Origin of the sequence: Nostoc sp. (assembly GCF_036917275.1) — a bacterium.
Lineage (GTDB): Bacteria > Cyanobacteriota > Cyanobacteriia > Cyanobacteriales > Nostocaceae > Nostoc.
The window spans coordinates 41,174-64,821 of the sequence record NZ_JBALDF010000020.1 but is presented as its reverse complement, the minus strand read 5'-3'; the positions used below and the strand labels follow the sequence as shown (position 1 = coordinate 64,821).

Here is a 23,648-nt window from a genome sequence, read left to right as displayed (position 1 = left end):
TCATAAGTAGAGGTATCGACAGAATCAACTTTGCCGTCGCCGTTGTAGTCACTGCTCGTGGATGTCCGGTTGCCCTTGGCATCATAAGTAGAGGTATCGACAGAATCAACTTTGCCGTCGCCGTTGTAGTCACTGCTCGTGGATGTCCGGTTGCCCTTGGCATCATAAGTAGAGGTTTCGACACGATCAACTTTGCCGTCGCCGTTGTCGTCAGTGCTGGTGGATGTCAGGTTGCCCTTGGCATCATAAGTATAGGTTTGGACAGAATCAACTTTGCCGTCGCCGTTTTCGTCACTGCTTAAGGATGTCCGGTTGCCCTTGGCATCATAAGTATAGGTTACGACAGAATCAATTTTGCCGTCGCCGTTGTTGTCACTGCTTAAGGATGTCTGGTTGCCCTTGGCATCATAAGTAGAGGTTTGGACAGAATCAACTTTGCCGTCGTTGTCTTCAGTGCTCGTGGATGTCAGGTTGCCCTTGGCATCATAAGTATAGGTATAGACAACATCAACTTTGCCGTCCCTGTTGTAGTCAATGCTAACGGATGTCCGGTTGTCCTTGGCATTATAAGCATAAGTAAAGGTTTGGACAGAATCAAGTTTGCCGTCGCCGTTGTCGTCACGGCTATAGGATGTCTGGTTGCCCTTGGCATCATAAGTATAGGTTTCGACAGAATCAAGTTTGCCGTCGCCGTTGTTGTCACGGCTATTGGATGTCTGGTTGCCCTTGGCATCATAAGTAGAGGTTTGGACAGAATCAACTTTGCCGTCGCTATTGTAGTCAATGCTGGTGAATGTCAGGTTGCCCTTGGCATCATAAGTAGAGGTTTGGACAAAATCAACTTTGCCGTCGCCGTTGTTGTCACTGCTAAGGGATGTCCGGTTGCCCTTGGCATCATAAGTATAGGTTTCGACACGATCAACTTTGCCGTCGCCGTTGTCAGTGCTATAGGATGTCAGGTCATAGCGGTAGGTAATAACTGAGTCTATTATCCCATCACTGTTGTTGTCTGTCTTCTCGGACATCACTTTGCGATCAACATCGTAAGTGTAAGTTGTGGTTGATGTCATAAAATTAGTGTTCTTTATCTGTTTGATTCCACTTGTGTACTGCGATGTGTTTTCATCACACATCGCTATGTTCTGCAAAATCTTTTTATCTACCAAGTCTGGGTAGTTAAATGTATTTTTGCTACATCAGTCACAATGATGATATTATACGAATTTTTTAAGTCAATCTTATTAATCACATTATTTATATGACATACATTATTGCTAACTTAACCAACTTGGTATACTCATTCCCAGGGAAACGCAAAGTTTTTAAATTCCATTCGCTGGAAACTTATCCCCACGGGTAGAGAGGCTTTGAAACCTAGTAGGGGCACACAATTACAGCTAGCTGTGCGCCCCTACGAATTGTCTGTACTCCACGCAATTTAAAACCGCTATATGTCTATTTAAGCGGACGTTATATGAGACAGCAGTTGAGCAATTTGCTGATTAATAATTGCGATATCAAAACGCTCACTAGCAATATTCCTGGCATTATTGGCTATACTTGCAGTTATTTCTGTCTCCTGAAGACAGGTGATAATTACTTGTGCAAGTTCCTGGGGTTCTCCTGGTGTAACGAGAAAACCATTAATTCCATGTTCTACTAATTCCATTACACCCCCAGCTTTTGCTGCAACCACAGGTTTTCCACATAGCATCGCCTCAACAATCACTCTACCAAAGGGTTCTGGGGAAGTAGAGGTATGTGCTACCAAGTCACAAGCTGCCATTAACTGGGGAATGTCTGAACGAAATCCTAAAAATTTGACGCGGTTTTCTAGTCCTAGTTGGGTAACTTGTTGGTGTAACTGTTGGACGTAATCTTGTTCGCCAAATAGTGCATCACCCACTAAAATTGCTGTCACCTCTTGCGGACATTTGGCAAGGGCATCAATTAAAATATGCTGCCCTTTCCAAGGTGCAAGACGGCTAAAGTGTCCAATTACGAATTTTCCTGACAATCCTAATTGTTGCTGTAATTTATTAATGTCAGACTCATCAGTTTGATAAATTTTTGGTTCAAAGCCGTTATAGACAACTTCGATGATATCTTGGCGTCCTCCTGCTTGCAAAAAAGCTGTCTTACTAGCTTGGGAATTAGCAATTATTAATGATGCAAAACGATTAGCTAAGTTAACAGCAATGTGAAGATTAGTTTTGCTAAAATGTTCTGTGGAAAGAATATCATGTAAATGATAAACTAGAGGGCGACGACTGAAAAAACTTGCTAATGCCCCTACAACTAATGCTTTTTGGGTATTAGCATAGATTAAATCGTATTCACGCGCTATTTTAACTACCTTAGTAATCAAAGGTGCAAGTTGTCCCAAACTCTTTAATCCTTGTACCAAACTGCTTTCTTTACGAACTTGGATTGCTTGAGTTGCAAAAACTTCTACTGGGATATGATTTTGCTGTAGTAAATCTTTAAATGGGCCATCTGCAAATAAACCTACCAAAGCGCGATCGCCATAAGGTTTAGCAATATCTATTAAACATAATTCTGCACCGCCTGGTTTACCGCTTTGGTCTAAGAAAAGAATTCTCATAAAACCTCTAGTTTATCTAATTTGACTCACGCAGCACCTTTAACATCTATTGCAATCACTTGTTTAAGCTAATAAAATCTTCCGTACTTGCTGGGCAATTTGATTCCAGTCGTAGTGTGTAGTGGCATACTGGCGACAGGCTGATCGTGAAGGGATGGGGATATTTCCTAAAAGCACTTGCTCTAATTTTTCAGCAATGGCTGAGGCTTCTGTTGAAGTAGTAATTAAATCGGGTGAAAATCCTGATAAAATTTCTGGCATTCCCCCAACTGGGGTACATAAAACAGGAGTACCACAGGCTAGAGACTCGATTATTACTAATCCAAATCCTTCAAAAGATTGGCTAGGCATAACAGTTAATTCAGCAGCTTGGTAAGCTATAGGTAATTGCTCATCAGGGAGAAAACCTAAAAATTTAACGTTGTCGGCTAGTCCTAATTCTGTAGCCTGTTGTTGTAGTGCAGCTTGGATGTGACCACGACCTGCGATCGCTAACCAAACATCTGGTATTCTGGGCTTAATTATAGCCAGTGCTTGCAATAATTTATCAACTCCGGTTCGATGTACTAAGCGGCGGGATGTAAATATTATCCGGCGATTACTTGGCCAGCCTAGCTTTGTACAAGCTTCCTGGGGTGATAAATTTGGTTGAAACCAATTAATATCAACTCCACCAGGAATAATATTAATTTTGCTCCACGGGACTTGATATTTATCATGTAAAATTTTACCAAATGCTTTGCTCAAAACAATGAAGCGATCGCAGCGATTATAAGTGTTTTGTTCTATTAGCCAGTGTTTGATCAAAAGACTGAGATTTTTATTAACTACCTCTTGCTGACTCTCAGAAGCCCAAGGGCCATGAAAGTTAAAAGTAACTGGTACTCCCTTTGGTAAAATATCTAAAATAGGAAAGCTGTATAATGCAAAGTGCAAATTAATAGCATCTGGTTTCCTTGTTCTTGTTTTTTGGAAGTTAGTGCGAATTGACCATAATCTTTGCCAAATAGCACTATCAACAGAAGCCAGGTTAGTTAGCTTAATCGGTGAATTTATTTCAGCCTCTGGTAAACCGACTCCACATAATTCAACCTCGTCTTTATTTGCTGCTAATTTATGAGTTAATTCATAAATATACCTTTCTAATCCTCCAGGACTTTTGGGAAACCAGCCTAATCCAAGGGTGAGAATAGATGCAGATGATGAAGCAAAACTTGTTTTTTTATTACCTTCCATTAATGTATCTCCTATAAATGTATTAAAACAGTATGGGCAATTCATGAATTGTCCTTACAGCGTGTTTGTTATATCCCAACATGAATTACTAGATTTTACAAATACACATTACAAATAAAAGTTTTTTATAGAACACCAATTTATAAACTATTTATATGTAAACGTCAACAATGAATTCAAACCTGTGTTTTTATTAACTAAAGAACACTGACTACAATAGACCTCTTGCAAAAATCCTTGAATCACCCCTCCCCAACCCTCCCCGTATGTATTGGGGAGGGAGCAAGATTTCAAGTTTCCCCCCTTTATAAGGGGGGATTAAGGGGGGTCTATTCGACTTATGCAAGAGGTCTAATATAGATGATTCCTACAAGGTAACAAGCTGAGTGGTAGACCAGGAAAGGAAATAACCAAGATTAACTAATTTATAAATCAACAAGTCTGTATTAATTTTTACAACTTTGGCTTGTGTTAAAGTAAATATTAATACATTTATTAAAATAATGTTATTTTGATAAAGTTTATGTGAATATGATTTTGGTAATTTAGATTGTTTGTTATTGATATTTAATTAAAGGTTGTGTCGCTAAATAACTTATATTTTATCCAGTTGAAAATAGTTAGATTTTATGCGGATTTTAAAAAAAGTGATTGTATATAAATAATTAAAAGCTTAAAACTTATATGACAAATAAATTACTGGCGCAGTTAGTAAAACTTCGTCACAAGTTTAATCAGGACATCAAAAAATTATCTAATATTAGATATTTACAAAGAAGTAAAACTTTTAATTTTTTACTCAGTCTGACTGCTGGAGTAATTGTTACTAGCATTGGAATTACAACAGACTGGGCGATAACTGGAACACCCACACTCACGTACAAAACATCGTGGATAGGTAATACTTTTGGCAGTGGAAATCTGCGGGTACAAAACAATATTGAGGCAATGTATGTTGCCCCTGATGGCACAGTTTATACAAACAGTCATTGGGATGAGGCGGGAATGGAGGCAGCAATATATAAAGATGGTAAAGTTATTGGTGCTATTGGGGATACTCACGGCTGGAGTCGTGGCGGTGGCAAAGCTGTAACAGCAAATAGTAAATATATTTACATTGCCATGACTCAGGGTTCGAGGGGCAAAACAGATGAAGATTACCCACCTGAAGGAACAACTTGGCATTGCGTTAGACGTTATGACTTGTCTGGAAAACCTGCGCCGTTTCCTAATGGGCGTGGCTGGGATAAAAGTATGTTTATTACCAGCACTAAAAATGAAATCACTGGATTAGCAACTGTGGAAAGCGAGTTGTATGTGAGTGATTCTGCTGCTAATCAGATTCGTGTCTATGATCCTGATACGATGAAGGAACTCCGCAGCTTTACTGTTGCTAATCCGGGAGCGATCGCAATTGATCCACAAAAAAATCTCTGGATTATTCAAAGCAAAAATGGTAGTAATCCTGCCAAGATTGTACATTATACCCAGAGTGGAAAGCAATTGCCCCAACAGATTGCAGATATTGTTGAACCAAGAGCGATCGCAATTGATCATCAAGGTAAGCTGTTAGTGGCAGAAAATGGCCCACGTCAGCAAATGTTGATTTATGATATCAAAGATAAGCCAGTGCAGGTGGGTAGTTTTGGCTGTAAGGGTGGTATCTATGCAGGAGTTGCTGGTGAAGTTCGAGATTTGAAACTTTACGGACTTACCGGAGTCGGTACAGATACTTCAGGGAATATCTATATAAATAGTGATGGTTTCAACAAATCAGGAACAGATTTGCGGAAATTTTCGCCATCGGGAAAACTAATCTGGCGATCGCTGGGATTGATATTCGTCGATAATGCAGATGCCGATCCTAAAACTGATGGTGTAGATTTATTCACCAAACAAGAACACTATCTGATGAACTACAGTAAGCCTGCTGGTAAGCAATGGACTTACAAAGCCTACACTTTAAATGGTTTCAAATATCCTCAAGATCCACGTCTGCATACATCGCCAGATGGAACCTTTGTTCGCCGCATCCAAGGGAAGCCGTTTTTGTACCTCACAGATATGTATAGCAGCTTTCTGCAAATATATCGTTTTAATCCAGCCACAGATGGCAAAATTGCGATCCCAGCCGGAATGTTTGTCGGTACCAATAGCGGAGATAAACCATTTCTCACCGGGAATTGGCCACCGCATCAACCAGAAAAAGGGGAATGGATCTGGCGCGATCGCAACGGTAATGGCAAATTTGAAAAGAACGAATATGATACCAGCAAAGATTATCCCTATATCGGCGGATGGTGGGTAGACAGCAAAGGAGATGTTTGGAAAGCTTTGCGAACCCAGGATGGCATTCGCCACTATCTTTTACAGGGAATAGATGCGAAAGGCAACCCCATCTACAACTATAGTTTGATGCAGAAGCAAACTACTCCCAGCATGTTTAACGACTTGCGGCGGATCGAATATTTCCCCGAAACAGATACTATGTATTTGTCAGGCTTCACAGTAGATCACCCTGCATTCGGTGACGATACTGGAGTTGTTGGTTCTGAGATTGCCCGTTTTGACAATTGGCGTAAAGGTAATCGTACTCCCAAATGGCGGATTGTAATTCCCTACGACACCACCGGCAAACATGAAGTGTCTACGGCTGCAATGAGTGTGGCGGGAGATCATGTATTTGCGGTGACAGTTAAAACCGCAGAGGTATATGTCTATAATGCCAAGACGGGAGTGCAAGTACAAAAGTTAAAACCAGGCCCAGAAGTTGGTAGCGAAAGTGGCTGGATTGATATCCCCTACGGTATCCGCGCTTTTCGGCGTTCCAATGGTGAGTATCTGGTATTTGTGGAAGAAAATTGGAAAGGAAAAGTGATTATGTATCGGCTGGCGGGGTGAGCATTTATATTATGTCTGCTTGATTAGTTATTAAACTCCTTAGCGTTAGTTTTACCCCACCCTAACCCTCCCCTTATAAAGGGGAGGGAACTAGAAATCTTATTTCCCCCGTGAAGATTGGGGAGGGAATTAGAAATCTTATTTCCCTCGCGAAGATTGGGGAGGGAACTAGAAATCTTATTTCCCTCGCGAAGATTGGGGAGGGAATTAGAAATCTTGATTTCCCCCGCGAAGATTGGGGAGGGAATTAGAAATCTTGATTTCTCCCGCGAAGATTGGGGAGGGAACTAGAAATCTTGATTTCTCCCGCGAAGATTGGGGAGGGAACTAGAAATCTTGATTTCTCCCGTGAAGATTGGGAGGGAACTAGAAATCTTGATTTCTCCCGCGAAGATTGGGGAGGGAACTAGAAATCTTATTTCTCCCGCGAAGATTGGGGAGGGAATTAGAAATCTTATTTCCCCCCGTGAAGATTGGGAGGGAATTAGAAATCTTATTTCCCCCGCGAAGATTGGGAGGGAATTAGAAATCTTATTTCCCCCGCGAAGATTGGGAGGGAATTAGAAATCTTATTTCCCCCGTGAAGATTGGGAGGGAATTAGAAATCTTGATTTCCCCCCGCGAAGATTGGGAGGGAATTAGAAATCTTGATTTCTCCCGCGAAGATTGGGGAGGGAACTAGAAATCTTATTTCCCCCGCGAAGATTGGGGAGGGAATTAGAAATCTTATTTCCCCCCGCGAAGATTGGGGAGGGAACTAGAAATCTTATTTCCCCCGCGAAGATTGGGGAGGGAACTAGAAATCTTATTTCCCCCGCGAAGATTGGGAGGGAATTAGAAATCTTATTTCCCCCGCGAAGATTGGGAGGGAATTAGATTTCTTATTTCCCCCCTTTACAAGGGGGGATTAAGGGGGGTAATTCGACTTGTGTGTACACCGTAGGGATTGAGGGTGGCGTTCTTTTATTATGGGTAATTTGGCGGATATGATATTGCAGTAATGAGGAGGGAATTAGAGCAAGCTTTTTTACCTGCCTCAAATGTTGGGGGATGGGGAAGGTTAGAAATAAAATTTGTGCCGTCTGCAATGCGAGGGGCACAATACGCATATAGCAATTCTCAATTGCGTGAAATACAGACCTAACCCCCAGCCCCTTCCCTACTAGCGTTGCGGAGTAAGCCTCAAAGCCTCTCTCCTTTTAGGAGAGAGGTTTGGAGAGAGGTCAAAATGTATTGCATCCAGACGAGAAGCGCTATAATCTAAATCATTGGGTGAAACCATAACGCACCCTACTTAAAATTTACTACATTAATGAGTCTTTTATACTCGTCAACGAGTCTTTTATACTCATTCACGAGTCTTTTATACTCGTGAATGAGTCTTTGATACTCGTGAACGAGTCTTTTATACTCGTGAATGAGTCTTTTATACTCGTGAATGAGTCTTTTATACTCGTCAACGAGTCTTTTATACTCGTGAATGAGTCTTTGATACTCGTGAACGAGTCTTTTATACTCGTGAACGAGTCTTTGATACTCGTGAACGAGTCTTTGATACTCGTCAACGAGTCTTTTATACTCGTGAATGAGTCTTTGAACTCCATTGATGAAAAATATCTAACCATTCCTGAATTTACAGGAGTGAGCGTGTAGTAAAATTTGCTCACCTCCATAAAGTGGAACATGGTTTTAGACTTCTCCGGTAAAAATCTCCAAGGACGCAACTTCAAAGGACAAAACCTTGCGGGTGCAAACTTTAGCTATGCCGACATCCGAGGGGCAAACTTTAGCGGTGCTAATTTAACAGGTGCAAACTTCAGCCATGCCAAAGCTGGACTGCAACGCCGTTGGGCAATTTTCTTAGTCCTAATCTCCTGGCTGTTGTTGGGACTGTCAGGATTTTTATGGGCTTTCAACGGTTATTTGGTGTCACTAATATTTGATTCCAGCTTGGAGAATAAGATTGCCGGCTGGACTGTCCTAATCGTATTAATTGCCTTTTTCTTCGTCACAATTCGCCAAGGAGCAGTAGCTGGTTTAGGAGCCTTCGCCGGAGCCGGAGCCATCGCCTCAACCGTCGCCGGAGGCGTCGCCGTCGCCGCAGCCAGAGCCGGAGTCGTCGCCTCAACCGTCGCCGCAGCCGCAGCCGCAGCCGCAGCCATCGCCGCAGCCGCAGCCGCAGCCGTCGTTGCAGCCGGAGCCGGAGCCGCAGCCGTCGCCGCAGCCGTCGCCGCAGCCGTCGCCGCAACCGTCGCCGCAACCGTCGCCGGAGCCGTCGCCGCAGTCGCAGCCGGAGCTGGAACGTTACTTAGCATCTACATCAGTTGGCGAGCCATGAAAGGAGACGAAAAGCACTCCTTGATTCGTAATATCGCTGTTACCTTTGCTGCAACAGGAGGTACAAGTTTTCGTGGCGCTGACTTAACCAATGCTGATTTCACCCAAGCCACACTCAAAAGTACAGATTTACGCAACACTATTCTTATCTGTAGCCGTTGGTATCAAGCCAAAATGCTTGACCGTGTTCGCCCTGGCTCGACTTATCTGCAAAACTCACAAGTACGTCAACTGCTGGTTACAGGACAGGGACAGGACAAAAACTTTGACCGTCAAAACCTCCGAGGTATCAACTTAAAAAAAGCTAACCTAGCAGATGCCAGCTTTATTGGCGCTGATCTCAGTGAAGCCAATTTGCAAGATGCCGATTTGTCAAGAGCAAAGCTGAAGCAAACGCAACTAGATGGCACAGATTTAACAGGTGCAACACTCACAGGAGCGTACATCGAAGATTGGGGCATTACAAATACAACTAAATTGCATGGTGCAAGGTGTGAATATGTCTTCATGTGCTTACCCACCAAAGAAGACCCCGACCCCCTCCGCAAACCTGATAATAAACAAGAGGTATTTGCAGACGGGGATTTTGCCAACTTTATCAAGCCAATTTTTGATACCCTCGACCTTTACCATAATCAAGGCGTTGACCCCCGCGCTGTTGCCATAGCTTTCAAAAACCTTGCCGAAAACCATCCAGAAGCTGAGTTAGAAATCGTCGCAATGGAGAAACGCGGCGATGATAAAATCTTGCTCAGAGCCAAAACCGCCGCAGGTAGCGATAAATCTCAACTGAGTGCAGAATATTTTGATGATTATAATCAACTCAAAGCCTTATCGGAGAGGCAGCAATTATTGCTGGTAGAAAAAGATAGTTATATTAGTGATTTAAAAAATATGATCACAACTGCACTTGGGCAGCCTAAATCTTATACACAAGGAAATACCATCATGTCTGATATCAGCGGCATCAACATTCAAGGCAGCAGTAATGTCAGCGGTATCGCTGGGAATAGTTCTGTTGCTAATCTAGGAACCATTAGCGGTAATGTAAGTATTGCCCTCACTCAGTTACCTGATTCACCAGATGCGGATAAACCGGGAATTAAAGAATTATTGTCGCAGTTGCAAGATGCAATCATCCAATCCACATATTTGCCAGAAGAAGAGAAAGCCGAAGCGTTAGAACAGGTGAAAACTTTGGCAGAAGCGGGGAAAAATCCTCAAGAATCCACCAAGCAGAAGACGGCAAAAACAGCAATCACTATGTTGAAAGGGATATTTACAGGCTTACCTGCTGTTGCTTCGCTGGTGGAAGCGGGTAATAAATTATTGCCTGCGATCGCAAAACTATTCGGTTTGGGATAATTTAACGTGAGTTAGACAAACCTCTCCTAGCCTTAAATTAAAGCTCTATTCTCTCCCTTTCCGACTCGGCTACGGTGCATACACAAGTCGAATTACCCCCCTTAATCCCCCCTTGGAAAGGGGGGAAACCGGAAATCTAGTTCCCTCCCCAATCCATCGGGGAGGGTTAGGGTGGGGTAAAATACTTTCTTCATTTTCAGGTAGTTTTGGAATGTAGAGTTGAGTTTTTCCAAAATGTCTTTAACTGAAGAAATCCTTTCCCAATTACCCGGCGATGCTTTAGGAGGATTGCGCCAAAGCGATCGCATCCTCACATCTGTGCGCGAAAACACCGCACCTATCCCAACGTTAGTTAAAGAAAGTCAACAGCCTTTAGGCGCTGTAGACTTCGATGTAGTTATCTGCGGTGGCACTTTAGGCATTTTAATTGGTTGCGCCTTAGCAGTGAAAGGACTGCGGGTGGCGTTGCTGGAACGGGGAATTTTGCGGGGGAGGGATCAAGAGTGGAATATCTCTCGCAAAGAATTAGATGTGTTTGTGGAATTGAACTTGCTAACTGAGGAAGAATTAGCAAGTGCGATCGCCACTAAATATAACCCAGCGCGAGTTAGTTTTGCTGGCGGTACAGAAGTTTGGGTAGAGGATGTTTTGAATATCGGCGTAGATCCGGTTTATCTACTGGCTACTTTAAAAACCCGATTTCTCGCCACTGGGGGAAAGTTGTTAGAAAACACACCTTTTACTGAAGCGGTGGTTCATCCAGATGGGGTGATGGTAAATAACCAATTCAAAACTCGGTTATTAATCGACGCGATGGGACATTTTTCACCCATCACCCAACAAGCACGCCAAGGAAAAAAACCAGATGCCCTTTGCTTGGTTGTGGGAAGTTGCGCCCAAGGTTTTCCGGAAAATAACTCAGGCGACTTGTTATTATCATTTACATCTTTACAGAATCAATGCCAATACTTCTGGGAAGCCTTCCCAGCCAGGGATGGCAGAACCACTTACCTGTTTACTTACATGGATGCACATCCCCAACGCTTGAGTTTAGAAGCTCTATTTGAAGAATATCTGCGTCTTTTACCAGAATATCAGGGAGTGGAATTGAGCAAGCTGAAATTTCAACGAGCGTTGTTTGGCTTCTTTCCTACCTACCGCCAAAGTCCCCTAAAAACCCCTTGGAGTCGCATTCTACCAGCCGGAGATAGCAGTGGTAGTCAATCTCCCTTGAGTTTTGGTGGTTTTGGGGCAATGGTGCGTCACCTGAAGCGTTTAACATTTGGCATTTACGAAGCGCTGGAAACAGAACAATTATCTGCACAAGCCTTAGCACTGCTGCAACCCTATCAGCCAAGTTTGACTGTTACCTGGTTGTTTCAAAAAGCGATGAGTGTTGGTATAAATCAGAAAATTGCCCCAGATCAAATTAACCAACTCCTCTCGGCGGTATTTCAGGAAATGCAACAGTTGGGTACACCAGTGCTAAAACCATTTTTACAGGATATAGTGCAGTTTTCGGCACTAACGCAAACACTGTTAAAAACTGGTTTATATCATCCGATATTAGTTGCCAAAATAATTCCCCAAGTAGGTTTGGCAAGTTTGTTAGATTGGATGTTACATTACTGTAATTTAGGTGTATATACTGCCTTATTTTGGTTAAGTCCAATGCTAGAAACATGGATTAAGAATCAACCAAATGAACAACAATATTATTGGCATCGTTTGGTTGATGCCTGGAAGTATGGTTCTGGCGGTGATCAAGGAAGATGAAACTTAGAATAATACCTGTGTGAGGATAACATGATTCAACGGAAATCTTTAGGAATAAAATACTTTGCGGTGTTGATTGGTTTTCTGCGCGATCGCCAAGGATTTCTAGAGGAAGTTCGCCAAGGTACGAGATTACCAAATAAAATCATTTCTCTGCTGGTTTGTAGTTCCTTATTTATCGCTGCTTATGGCGGAATCATTGGTGCATACCATAGTTGGATGCAAGCTTTGTCTTCCGCCATTAAACTCCCAGCCCTTTATTTAATCACACTCCTGATTTGTATCCCGACGTTGTACTTTGCTAATATTATTTTTGGTTCAAAGCGAACTTTTGGACAGCATTTAGCATTAGTGCTGACTGCTGTTTCAGTTACAAGCGTACTTTTATTTAGCTTTGCCCCAATCACGCTTTTTTTCTTGATTACCACGAATAATTACCAATTTTTAATTCTGTTAAATGTTTTCATCTTTGCTATAACTGGATTTATTGGTGTTTCGTCTTTATATCACGCCACGAGTTTAGTTTTAGAACAAGATAATGAAGGTAGCAAGACACGCCAGAAGATTTTACAATTTTGGCTATTTCTTTACGCTTTCGTAGGCAGTCAGTTAGGATGGACTCTCAGACCATTTTTTGGCACACCTGGTTCTACCTTTGAACTATTCCGTGAAAGAGAAGGTAATTTCTATTTAAGTGTGATTCAAGCTATTAGTTATCTTTTGGGAATCCGTTAATTAGTCATTAGTTTAACAAAATATATAAGATATAAACCTATGCTAAAAAGGCCAAATCGTGGAATTCAACAATTTGGGGTTTTGGTTAATTTACTCCGCGTAGACGCGGAGCGGCTTGTCGTTAGACATCGCCAGTCATTCTTAGAAGAAATTTGTTAGGGAGTCCGATTACAAAATAAAATCAGTTCTCTATTAGTAATTAGTTCCATTTTTTTTGCCATCTAGGGCACAATTTTCGGCGTATTTAACACTTGGGCACAGGTATTATCTGGTGCTATATTTTCTTCTTGTTAATGTTGGGTTTCGTTCCTCAACCCAATCTACAGATATTATAAGTGTTTAAACGAAGCTGATATTAGTGATATTTTTGACATTTGTGAAAACTGGGGACGGCAGTAACAAAGGACATTATAAGTGACTTGGGTAATACTGCATTAAAAAGGGTTAGTAAAAAGTTTCTCTGATGACTTGTAACACTTTCGCCAACAGTGTTTGGGCGTGAACTTACCCCATCTAGAGTCAAAAAATTATGGGATTGCATCCGAAATCGGCTTATTTGAAGATGTAGAACAATTTGTCGGCATAGAGAAACAAAATCATGAAGCGAAATTTATTTAGTGTAATTGCTCTTTTAGCAACATCTACTTTAGTTGGGATTAATAGCCCTGCTAATGCTACATCTAGCAGTTATCAGAAAAGCTGTAACCACATCTCAGTTTATGGCAACGTTCTCTCAGCTAGTTGTAGCCGAAGCAATGGTTCGTTCAACAAAACTTCAATAGAATTACAAGGGATTGAAAATATTAACGGCACTTTACAAGTGACTGACCCTGGTAAAGCTAGCAATTATCAGTTCAGTTGCCAGCACATCCGCATTAGAGGAAACAGTTTAAAAGCTGCTTGTAAAAGAAGAGATGGCACACTTCAGTGGACTTCAACAGTCATACAAGGAATTGAAAATATTGAAGGTGTTCTGAAGTATACCAGCAGTCCCTGAGTCGAAGTAAAAGCGACATCCAAAACGGCGATCGCAAAATCAGCGAACTTCTTGGCATTCCCCAGCTTGAAGTATCTCATTTGATGAAAGCAGAGAGGACAGACATCTCCGAAAATGAATGTAGAGACACGAAATTTCGCGTCTCTACAAGGGTTTCAGGTTACGCATATTTAATTTCTGGAGATGTTTAATGAAACAACAACCACAGATACTAACGGTTTTTAGTCTGGCTGCCACATTGGGCAGTTCGCACAGCGTTCTGTAGAGAAGAACTGATAAAACTCCAAATACGCTACAACAGAAAAAACCCTCTGCTAAACCTGTGAAAAAACGAGTAACACTCACCTTCCCAAAACGCGCCGTGCAAATGCCAGTAACTTACGTACTGGCCAAAGAGTTCAACGTTGCCGCCAATATTATCCGCGCCCAAGTTGCCCCAAATCAAATTGGCAAACTGGTAGTGGAACTATCGGGAGATATCGATCAATTAGATGCAGCGATCGAGTGGATGCGATCGCGCCATGTTAGCGTTTCTTCTACATTAGGCGAAATTGCGATTGATCCTGATGTCTGTGTTCACTGTGGCTTGTGTACTGGGGTCTGTCCTACCGAAGCCCTCACCCTCCACCCAGAGACATACAAGTTGACATTCACGCGATCGCGCTGTATCGTCTGCGAACAGTGTATCCCCAGTTGTCCCGTACAAGCAATCTCCACTAACCTTTAACAATCCAAAATCGTTCCACTGAGCGTAGCCGTACTCCTACGGGGAAGCAAGCTACGCGTAGCGTTCCGCAGGAAAGTCCAAAATCCGAACTAGAGAGAGTTGTTCAATAGTTGAGGTTTCATTTGACCCCAACCATAAATACTTCTGATGTGTTAACAACACCGCTGATAAGTCTTCTCTATGTTCTTTAAAATTATCTATAAAAGTTAACAAAATTTGACTGAATAAATATGATTTTGATTGCAAAAAGATTCATTCTGCTATGACAATAAATCATTTAATCTATGCAAAATATTATTAAGCAATCATTAATATCAAATTGTCAGGGTAAATTTACTTTTCAAACCTTTGATAGATGTAGCATATTTTTAGAATAGTATGCAAATATCAATAATCATAAGAATACTTACCATTTTCAGTGAGTAAAAAAATATCAAAAGTAGTAGATGCAAACTTTTAACTAATGTTATTATGCAATAACCTGATTAGGTAGTCATTAAGACAAATTATGAAATTAGCCACACAACCTACGGTAAAAACTCTAGGGGACTACGCGTATCAAGCGATTGAAAAACACTTTAAGAAAACCTTGAAGTGGGAAAAATCAGTAAAGAAAGATGAAGATCCAGAAGCGCTGCACCAAATGCGAGTGGGAATGCGTCGGCTACGCACAGCTGTAACTAGGTTTGGGCTAGCGTTAGATGTGTCAAAACCAGTCAGCGATAAAAATATTGGTAAAATAGCTCGTCGTCTTGGTAATCTGCGAGATTTAGACGTACTCAAAGAAAGTTTAGAAAATAATTACAAACCAAACTTACCCTGCAAAGAGCAGGAATCTCTACAAACAGTTTTCACAGCTTTGGCTAAACAACGTGAAGATGTCCTATCGAGTGTACAGAAAACCTTAAAAGATGAATCTTACAAGTCTCTAAAAGATGCATTGGACAAGTGGTTAGAGAAACCCAGTTATCATCCTTTGGCATCTGTTCCTATCCAGCAAGTGCTACCAGATTTACTGTTACCAGAATTGAGTAACTTTTTATTGCATCCGGGTTGGCTAGTTGGCACCCAATTTGTGGAATCAGAAGTGAAAATTCAGAAAAACTGGAAACCAGAAAAGATAGAAAAACAATTGACAACAGAAGGTGAAATTCTTCATAGCTTGCGAAAAGAAGCTAAACGTATACGCTACCAGATGGAGTTATTTACTGACTTATATGGCGAGTCTTACGCAGCTTCTCTTACAGAAGTGAAAAGTATCCAAGAAATTTTGGGTACGATGCAAGATAGTGCGGTCTTAACTGACTGGCTTACAGATGTATTCAAGTCAGAAATTAAAACTGAGTTGCCCACCCTTGCTAATTTGTTAACTGAAAATCGTTACCAGTCGTGGCAGCAGTGGCAACCCTTGCAAGAACGCTATCTGAAAGCTGAAACCAGACATAGCTTTCATTTAACAATACTGCACCCCCTTTCAGGAGTAAGAAATTAAAAGTTTCTCTTTCAGGACTTACGCAAAATCACGAAAAAACGAACCGCAAAGGACGCATAGACAAGTGGCTTCCCGCAGGGTAAGACACAAAGGAATAAGGTTTTAAAGAGTTATTGCGTAAGTCCTATCTTTATTGGGCAAGGATTGGACTAACGAGCAGACAGTTGATTAAAAGCTTCTAGCGACAAAACATAAACTGGGAATGCCCATACAGAGGTGTCTCCCGAATTCGCAGCAGAGCCGCTTTGAAGTCCATTTCCAAAGTAGAATCTGGAAACGAGATTTAAGGATATTTACGAGATTTTAAAGAGGTCTAGTGATAAATAAAGACGGGTTGCAACCCGTCTAAATAGCTTGAAAGTGCAAATACACCTTGTATGGTATTGAAAATAACACAGTTAATTTTCTGAGAGTTGCCAATTTGCCAAGTTATAGAAAGAACAGATATTAGAACCGTCCTAAAAGTCCTGGTATTTCCGGCTAAATTATTTACCCATGCATATTTAATGAAATGATATCTGCCGGAGCAGATTACTTGATATTGGATAAAGGGGAAGTCACTCTACCCTTATTTGTAGCAGCGATCGCACAGGTATAGCAACAGCTAAGATGGTTAGGACGTTAACAGATGATAAAACTTAGACACAAAAAGGCTTTTCACCCAGTCCCCAGTCCCTTGCTATATCTTTCGCTCTGATGGTGAAAAACTACAGTTTTCAAGGTGGACGCGGTTTACAGCTATTTTCAGGTAAATAGACCACGCGGTAGGGGCACAGCATTGCTGTGCCCCTACGATAGATGTGGTTCAAATACTTGAATTCTGCTGTAAGCAAAAGTTACTGCCCAGATCCCTTGCAATGCCAATGCATCGCAATACAATGTTAATGCGTTGGCCGCATTGTTAATGCATCCCAATACAATGTTAATGCGTCCTCTGACAATGCCAATGCATCCCAATACAATGTTAATGCGTCCTCTGACAATGCCAATGCGTCGCAATACAATGTTAATGCGTCCCCTGACAATGCCAATGCGTCGCAATACAATGTTAATGCGTTCCCCTGCATTAAAAACGCTACGCTTTTACGCAAAATACTAACTGACCATGCCAGCCGATAATTTGGAGATTAATGAAACGACTGCGGCACAATTTGCTCAATTAGTGCTGGATTGTATCGGGCGGGAGTATCCTAACAGTAATCTGTATTGGGCTGATAGCGACGAGGATATAAAACCACCGCGTGAATTGACTCCTGCTTTTTATGGCTGCTTAGATTGGCATTCAGCCGTACATGGTCACTGGTTGCTAGTACGTCTCATGCGTCACTTTCCTGAAGCCTCCTTCAATGCAGCCTCAAAGCAAGCACTTGAGCAGAGCTTAACACCTGAGAAGATTCAAGGAGAGATTGCCCATTTTCAACGGCTACCCTTTTATGAATTTCCTTATGGCGTGGCATGGCTTCTGCAACTGGCTGCGGAACTTCACGAGTGGAATCATCCTCAAGCGAAAGAATGGCGGATTGTATTAGAACCGCTAGAAAAGTTGATTGCAGCTAACTTACACCGTTGGATTGAGGCACTGAAACTTCCGAATCGCACAGGGATGCATAGCCAAACAGCTTTTGCACTTGGTTTGATGCTAGATTGGGCACGGATTACCGAAAATGCTGAGTTTACTCAGTTAGTAGAGAACAAAGTACGGCAATTTTATTTTAGCGATCGCAATTATTCCTTACAATTCGAGCCACTTGGCTACGATTTTCTCTCTCCTGGCCTTGCTGAAGCAGACCTGATGCGGCGAGTCCTCCCAACAACAGTTTTCACTGACTGGCTGACCGATTTTCTTCCCCAAATACCGATTGAGAATTCGGCAAATTGGTTAGAACCGAACATAGTAGATAATCCTCAAGATTATATGCAATCCCACTTCTGGGGTCTTAATCTCAGTCGCGCTTGGATGCTTGATGGTATCATCTCTGGATTGGCAAATGGCGATCGCCGCATAGAAACCCTTCGTTCTACTGCCGTTCACCATCGGCACAATGGACTAGATGTTGTCATTGAACATTATGCAGCTAGTCACTGGCTAGGAACCTTTGCTGTTTACCTCCTAACGAATCGGGGATTGCAAGGGCAAATTATTTGAACAGTCTAGACGATCTAACAATAGACCTCTTGCATAAGTCGAATAGACCCCCCTTAATCCCACGCCACTTGCTACAACGGAGGGAACCTCCCTTCGGGTTCAGCAGTTCCTCATGGGGGAAACCCCCAAGATCGGACTGCCTCACCGCAACGCATTGGCTCCCCGATATATTGGGGGGAAACTTGAAATCTTGCCCCCTCCCCTTTATAAGGGGAGGGTTGGGGAGGGGTGATTCAAGGATTTTTGCAAGAGGTCTAATGTATCAAAACAGTTTAAATCGGGCTTGTCTCGTTCCCAGTCAGAGACTGGGAATGCCTCCGGTTAGGCTCCGCCTCTTAACTTGCGGCAGCAGCCCAATGACGAGCATTTCCAGCCTCTGGCTGGAAACGAGGTTTTAAACAGCTTAACAATGTATCAGACTTTGTAAAAACTCGAACAATTAGCTCAAACAGATAAGTAGTAAATTAAATCAGGGTTTTCCCAATTTGTAATCCCCAATGTCCCAAACCTTAAAAGATGCCAAGTAAATATCCCTTAGCCGACCGAGGCTGTCAGGATCAGAAAGTAAAGAGTAAAAGGCAATCTATTTTGACTTTTAACTTTCTCCTTTTGTTCAACTTCCACAACGGGAGGTTTAATCTTGACTAAATTGAAAGTTGGTATCAATGGCTTCGGTCGAATCGGGCGACTTGTGCTTCGCGCTGGTATCGATAACCCCAATATCGAGTTTGTGGGCATTAACGATCTAGTACCACCAGATAACCTCGCTTACCTGTTGAAGTACGACTCAACCCACGGCCAATTAAAGCAAAAGGTTGAAGCCAAGGAAGATGGCATCCTCATTGACGGGCATTTTATTCCTTGCGTGTCGGTGAGAAATCCAGCAGAGTTACCTTGGGGACAATTAAGTGCAGATTACGTCGTGGAATCTACGGGACTCTTCACTGATTACCAAGGAGCCGCAAACCACCTGAAGGCAGGTGCAAAGCGAGTGGTAATTTCCGCTCCCACTAAAGATCCAGATAGAGTTCCTACCCTGTTAATGGGTGTCAATCATCACCTGTTTGACCCCAGCAAGGATATCATTGTCTCCAATGCTAGTTGCACTACAAACTGTTTAGCTCCCATAGCTAAGGTGATCAATGACAACTTTGGGTTGACTGAAGGGTTGATGACCACAGTCCATGCTATGACTGCTACCCAGCCAACTGTAGACGGCCCCAGCAAAAAGGACTGGCGGGGTGGTCGAGGTGCAAGCCAGAATATTATTCCCTCCTCCACAGGCGCAGCTAAAGCCGTAGCACTGGTTTTACCAGAATTGAAGGGTAAGTTGACTGGTATGGCATTGCGAGTTCCGACTCCCGATGTTTCTGTAGTTGATTTAACTTTCAAAACTGCCAAAGCTACCAGTTATAAGGAAATCTGTGCTGCCATGAAGGAGGCTGCCGCAGGCTCACTATCGGGTATTTTGGGATACACAGATGAAGAAGTAGTTTCCACAGATTTTCAAGGCGATACCCATTCCAGTATCTTTGACGCAGGTGCTGGGATTGAGTTGAACTCCAACTTCTTCAAGGTAATTGCTTGGTATGACAACGAGTGGGGTTACTCGAATCGCGTGATTGACCTGATCTTGTCTATGTCACAAAATGAAAAGCTCGCCCCGACAGCTGCTGCGGTTTGATTAGTTGTTGGAGATGGGGCATAGGGCATGGGGCATTACCTAGTCCCTAGTCCCCAGTCCCCAGCCTCAAATTTGGGATTTGGGTCAAATGGTAAATACCCCGAAAGTAAAACGTCATTTAGTATCTTTACTTAGCAACCCAGTGATATGAAGCACGTGTGAATTTGGATGCTTTGGGCGATGTCTACGACGGGCTACGCCTACGCTCAAAGCATCCAAATTTGCAAGTTACTCCTCAACCCCCAATCCCTATGCGTCGAACCAAAATCATTTGTACTGTTGGGCCGGCTACATCTGCACCTGAAAGGTTGCAAGCTTTAGTAGAAGCTGGAATGAATGTGGCGCGGCTGAATTTTTCCCACGGGGCTTATGAATTCCACGCCAAAACGGCTCACTATCTCAGGCAGATTAGTACTGAGCAGCAAAAGCCGATCGCAATTATGCAAGACCTGTGTGGCCCCAAGATTCGCTTGGGAATTTTACCACCGGAAGGGTTAAATTTAGAAGCTGGTAGTGAAGTTACCTTTGTTTTGCAAGAAAAGGGTGAGACTATCGAGGAACTACCCCTACCATTGCCGACTTTGTTTGCAATGGTGCGACCAGGCGAACCAATTTTAATTAATGATGGTCGCGTTAAGTTGATTGTTACCGATCGCGATGCCGATCGCATTCGCGCCCAGGTGAAAATTGGCGGATTAATTTCTACGCACAAAGGAGTAAACCTGCCAGAAACTCCTTTACCTGTCAGTTCGATCACCGAAAAAGACTTGCTGGATCTACGCTTTGGGATTCAGTTGGGTGTAGACTGGGTAGCGGTATCCTTCGTGCGATCGCCACAAGACTTAGAACCCGCCAAGCGAATGATTGAAGCTGCTGGCGCTTCCATCCGCTTAATTGCCAAAATCGAAAGAGCAGAGGCAATAGAAAACTTTGACTCCATTCTGAAAGTTGCCGACGCGATTATGATTGCCCGTGGCGATTTAGGCGTGGAAGTGCCAATTCACGAAGTACCCCTAATTCAAAAAGATATTATTCGCCGTTGCAATCGTGCTGGCAAGCCGGTGATTACAGCCACCCAAATGCTAGAGTCGATGATTAGCGCCCCTGACCCCACCCGCGCCGAAGCAACCGATGTTGCCAACTCCATCTTAGATGGTACGGATGCAGTAATGCTTTCTGGTGAAACCGCCGTCGGACAATATCCCATCGCCGCCGTCCAGATGATGCACAATATCGCCGTGCGGACAGAACAGGCTTTAGATGAGGGTAGCAAACATGCCTGGTGTCATGAAGCAGGCAGTCTCAGCGTTACCGAATCTGTGGCAGAATCCGTATGTCGCATCGCTTATGAAACAGGCTCACGGGCAATTCTCTGTAACACTTCCTCAGGAAGTACAGCCAGAATGGTGTCTAAATATCGGCCAACTTCTCCGATTATTGCCCTAACCCCTGATGTTACTGCTTATCGCCAGTTAGCGCTTTCTTGGGGTGTGGAACCTTTGCTTATCCCACCAGTTCACAATGCCGAAGAGATGTTTACCAATGTGGTAAATACAGTTGTAGACATGGGATTAGCGAATAAGGGCGATAAAGTAGTGATTACCTCTGGCGTTCCAATTGGTAAATCAGGAACAACCAGTTTAATCAAAGTGCATTCAATTGGACAGCCAATTTCGGCATAACCCACCTAAAATAGGGCTGTGGCTGTGGATAGTAAGCATTGGGCAATGATTCAGAAAAATTGCCAAAATCAGAATTGAAGGAATAATCTAGAGTTTAAACAATTGGGGAATTAAGTAAATCCTAAATAAACATCACGGAGCATTTTATGTCTAAGAATTTACTAGAACAATTGCGAGAAGTGACTGTTGTGGTCGCGGATACGGGGGATATCCAGGCAATTGAAAAGTTCAAACCCCAAGACGCTACCACCAATCCTTCTTTGATTACTGCTGCGGCGCAGATGCCGGAATATCAGGAAATTGTCGATCAAACTTTACTCCAGGCGAAGAAAGATGCTGGAGGCAAAGCCACTCAAGCAGAGATAGTTTCTCTAGCTTTTGACCGTTTGGCAGTAGCCTTTGGATTAAAGATTTTGCAAATCATTCCGGGTCGTGTGTCTACGGAAGTGGATGCTCGCTTGTCCTATGATACCGAAGCTACCCTGACTAAGGCACGGGAATTAATTGCTCAGTATAAAGCAGCTGGGGTTGGCCGCGATCGCGTGTTAATTAAAATTGCCTCCACCTGGGAAGGTATTCGCGCCGCAGAAATTCTAGAGAAAGAAGGTATTCACTGTAACCTTACCTTGTTGTTTGGTCTTCACCAAGCGATCGCTTGTGCAGAAGCTGGCATTACCCTAATTTCTCCCTTCGTCGGTCGGATTCTCGACTGGTACAAAAAAGATACTGGACGCGATAGCTACCCAGCAGCCGAAGATCCAGGAGTTTTGTCTGTCACCAAAATCTACAACTACTACAAGAAATTCGGCTATAAAACCGAAGTTATGGGAGCTAGCTTCCGCAATCTTGGTGAAATTACTGAACTTGCAGGTAGTGATTTGTTGACAATTTCGCCATCACTTTTGGCTGAATTACACGTAACTCTTGGAGAACTGCCACGCAAACTTGACCCCGCCAAGGTAGCAAACTTGGAAATTGAAAAGATATCCATTGACAAAGCTACCTTTGACAAGATGCACGCTGCTGACCGCATGGCATTTGACAAATTAGACGAGGGCATCAAAGGTTTCACCAAGGCATTAGAAGACCTTGAGAAACTTTTGGCAGACCGACTGGTTCGCCTTGAAGCAGAGGTAGTAGCAACTCATTAGAACGTAACGATAGTTAGTGGTTATTAGAATAACCACTAACCATTAATAATTGGCTTAGTTGAATCAGCAGTCATCAATACCGTCGTCGGATATTATCGTATCGTCTAAAACGCTCCCGTCGTCGGTTATTTTCGTATCCTCCAAAACGCTCCCGTCGTCGGATATTTTCGCGTCCTCCAAAACGCTCCCGTCGTCGGATATTTTCGTATCGTCTAAAACGCTCCCGTCGTCGGATAATCTGCCGTCGAGCAATTAAAAGCTCTCCGGTTTTATCTCCAACTAGGTTAGCCTCTGGTGTAGCGCTTTGTTCATTGTGAACATTACTTAAAGAAATATCCTTTGCTTCAGCTAATGAGGGCGGATACACAAAGGCACATAGCAATAGTGCTATTGAGGATAACTTCCTGAAACCTTTCATGTTTTTGCTTCTACTAGACTTTTGGTAATAACTTTATTAAACACCTTAAAGTCAACAAATGATCGCTCATAAACTTTTTTTAAACTTAATTTAGGATAAAATTATGTATTTAAATTTCAGTCTGATGGTAATTGTAAATTAAAGCAAACTATGTATATAAATAATCAGTGTTTAGCAAAAGAGAGCATCCCAATGTAAGCAAATTTACCAAAATTGTTACTCGTCAATTGCGAATGAGGTGGACTCCAACTCTTGAAAATGCTCTGCGAATGGAGAACCCGCAGGGTAGCATAAATGTTGCAATTTGCTCCATCTGGACTTTGCGATCGCTTTGCTTAACTACGTTCCGTCCACTATGACAAATTATGTTTTTACACATTTTGGATACTCACTACC

The 23,648-nt window shown here is 42.7% G+C and carries 17 protein-coding genes; 12 read left to right on the top strand and 5 right to left on the bottom strand.

All coding sequences use genetic code 11. The annotated features are described in order from the left end of the window. From V7K35_RS07925 to V7K35_RS07915, 3 genes are all read right to left on the bottom strand, one after another. Nucleotides 1-1,070: hypothetical protein (locus tag V7K35_RS07925; protein ID WP_335077798.1), on the bottom strand; the 1,070-nt coding region annotated here is incomplete at its 3' end. Nucleotides 1,071-1,459: 389 nt separating this feature from the next. Next, nucleotides 1,460-2,605 carry a glycosyltransferase family 4 protein gene (locus V7K35_RS07920; RefSeq protein ID WP_335077796.1) on the bottom strand — a complete coding sequence of 382 codons (1,146 nt, stop codon included), beginning with the start codon at nucleotides 2,603-2,605 and terminating at the stop codon, nucleotides 1,460-1,462. Between the two features lie 63 nt (nucleotides 2,606-2,668). Then, nucleotides 2,669-3,841, bottom strand: coding sequence for a glycosyltransferase family 4 protein (locus V7K35_RS07915; protein WP_335077794.1), 1,173 nt, complete (start codon nucleotides 3,839-3,841; stop codon nucleotides 2,669-2,671). 684 nt (nucleotides 3,842-4,525) lie between these two features. Between V7K35_RS07915 and V7K35_RS07910 the strand changes: the two genes are divergently transcribed. From V7K35_RS07910 to V7K35_RS07870, 8 genes are all read left to right on the top strand, one after another. Further along, nucleotides 4,526-6,742, top strand: a complete 2,217-nt coding sequence (locus V7K35_RS07910; RefSeq protein ID WP_335077792.1) for a hypothetical protein — start codon at nucleotides 4,526-4,528, stop codon at nucleotides 6,740-6,742. A 1,371-nt stretch (nucleotides 6,743-8,113) separates the two neighbouring features. Next, nucleotides 8,114-8,395: a hypothetical protein gene (locus V7K35_RS07905; protein ID WP_335077790.1), complete on the top strand. Its 282-nt coding sequence runs from the start codon at nucleotides 8,114-8,116 to the stop codon at nucleotides 8,393-8,395. A gap of 30 nt (nucleotides 8,396-8,425) precedes the next feature. Continuing rightward, nucleotides 8,426-10,444 carry a pentapeptide repeat-containing protein gene (locus V7K35_RS07900; RefSeq protein WP_335077788.1) on the top strand — a complete coding sequence of 673 codons (2,019 nt, stop codon included), beginning with the start codon at nucleotides 8,426-8,428 and terminating at the stop codon, nucleotides 10,442-10,444. A 234-nt stretch (nucleotides 10,445-10,678) separates the two neighbouring features. Continuing rightward, nucleotides 10,679-12,220: an FAD-binding oxidoreductase gene (locus tag V7K35_RS07895; RefSeq protein ID WP_335077786.1), complete on the top strand. Its 1,542-nt coding sequence runs from the start codon at nucleotides 10,679-10,681 to the stop codon at nucleotides 12,218-12,220. 30 nt (nucleotides 12,221-12,250) lie between these two features. Beyond that, nucleotides 12,251-12,955: an actin-binding WH2 domain-containing protein gene (locus V7K35_RS07890; RefSeq protein ID WP_335077784.1), complete on the top strand. Its 705-nt coding sequence runs from the start codon at nucleotides 12,251-12,253 to the stop codon at nucleotides 12,953-12,955. 598 nt (nucleotides 12,956-13,553) lie between these two features. Then, nucleotides 13,554-13,952, top strand: a complete 399-nt coding sequence (locus V7K35_RS07885; protein ID WP_335077782.1) for a CVNH domain-containing protein — start codon at nucleotides 13,554-13,556, stop codon at nucleotides 13,950-13,952. Between the two features lie 322 nt (nucleotides 13,953-14,274). Then, nucleotides 14,275-14,679, top strand: coding sequence for an NIL domain-containing protein (locus tag V7K35_RS07880; RefSeq protein ID WP_335077780.1), 405 nt, complete (start codon nucleotides 14,275-14,277; stop codon nucleotides 14,677-14,679). Between the two features lie 508 nt (nucleotides 14,680-15,187). Further along, on the top strand, nucleotides 15,188-16,171 hold the full coding sequence (locus tag V7K35_RS07870; protein ID WP_335077779.1) for a CHAD domain-containing protein: 984 nt from the start codon (nucleotides 15,188-15,190) through the stop codon (nucleotides 16,169-16,171). A 789-nt stretch (nucleotides 16,172-16,960) separates the two neighbouring features. On the opposite strand, the gene V7K35_RS07865 is transcribed toward V7K35_RS07870, so the two are convergent. Beyond that, a complete protein-coding gene (locus V7K35_RS07865; protein ID WP_335077777.1) occupies nucleotides 16,961-17,212 on the bottom strand; it encodes a hypothetical protein in 252 nt (83 codons plus the stop codon). A 64-nt stretch (nucleotides 17,213-17,276) separates the two neighbouring features. Here V7K35_RS07865 and V7K35_RS07860 point away from each other — a divergent pair, with 64 nt between their 5' ends. The 4 genes from V7K35_RS07860 (at nucleotide 17,277) to V7K35_RS07845 (ending at nucleotide 22,834) form a co-directional block, all read left to right on the top strand. Then, a complete protein-coding gene (locus tag V7K35_RS07860; RefSeq protein WP_335077775.1) occupies nucleotides 17,277-18,317 on the top strand; it encodes a DUF2891 domain-containing protein in 1,041 nt (346 codons plus the stop codon). Between the two features lie 640 nt (nucleotides 18,318-18,957). Then, the gene (gap, locus tag V7K35_RS07855) at nucleotides 18,958-20,001 is read left to right on the top strand and encodes a type I glyceraldehyde-3-phosphate dehydrogenase (protein WP_335077773.1); all 1,044 of its coding nucleotides are present in this window, start codon (nucleotides 18,958-18,960) and stop codon (nucleotides 19,999-20,001) included. A gap of 251 nt (nucleotides 20,002-20,252) precedes the next feature. Continuing rightward, nucleotides 20,253-21,683: a pyruvate kinase gene (gene pyk, locus V7K35_RS07850; RefSeq protein ID WP_335077802.1), complete on the top strand. Its 1,431-nt coding sequence runs from the start codon at nucleotides 20,253-20,255 to the stop codon at nucleotides 21,681-21,683. A 146-nt stretch (nucleotides 21,684-21,829) separates the two neighbouring features. Then, nucleotides 21,830-22,834 carry a transaldolase gene (locus V7K35_RS07845; RefSeq protein WP_335077770.1) on the top strand — a complete coding sequence of 335 codons (1,005 nt, stop codon included), beginning with the start codon at nucleotides 21,830-21,832 and terminating at the stop codon, nucleotides 22,832-22,834. A gap of 73 nt (nucleotides 22,835-22,907) precedes the next feature. Here the strand turns inward: V7K35_RS07845 and V7K35_RS07840 are convergent, their stop codons facing one another. Then, nucleotides 22,908-23,252 carry a hypothetical protein gene (locus V7K35_RS07840; protein ID WP_335077768.1) on the bottom strand — a complete coding sequence of 115 codons (345 nt, stop codon included), beginning with the start codon at nucleotides 23,250-23,252 and terminating at the stop codon, nucleotides 22,908-22,910. Nucleotides 23,253-23,648: the final 396 nt, after the last annotated feature.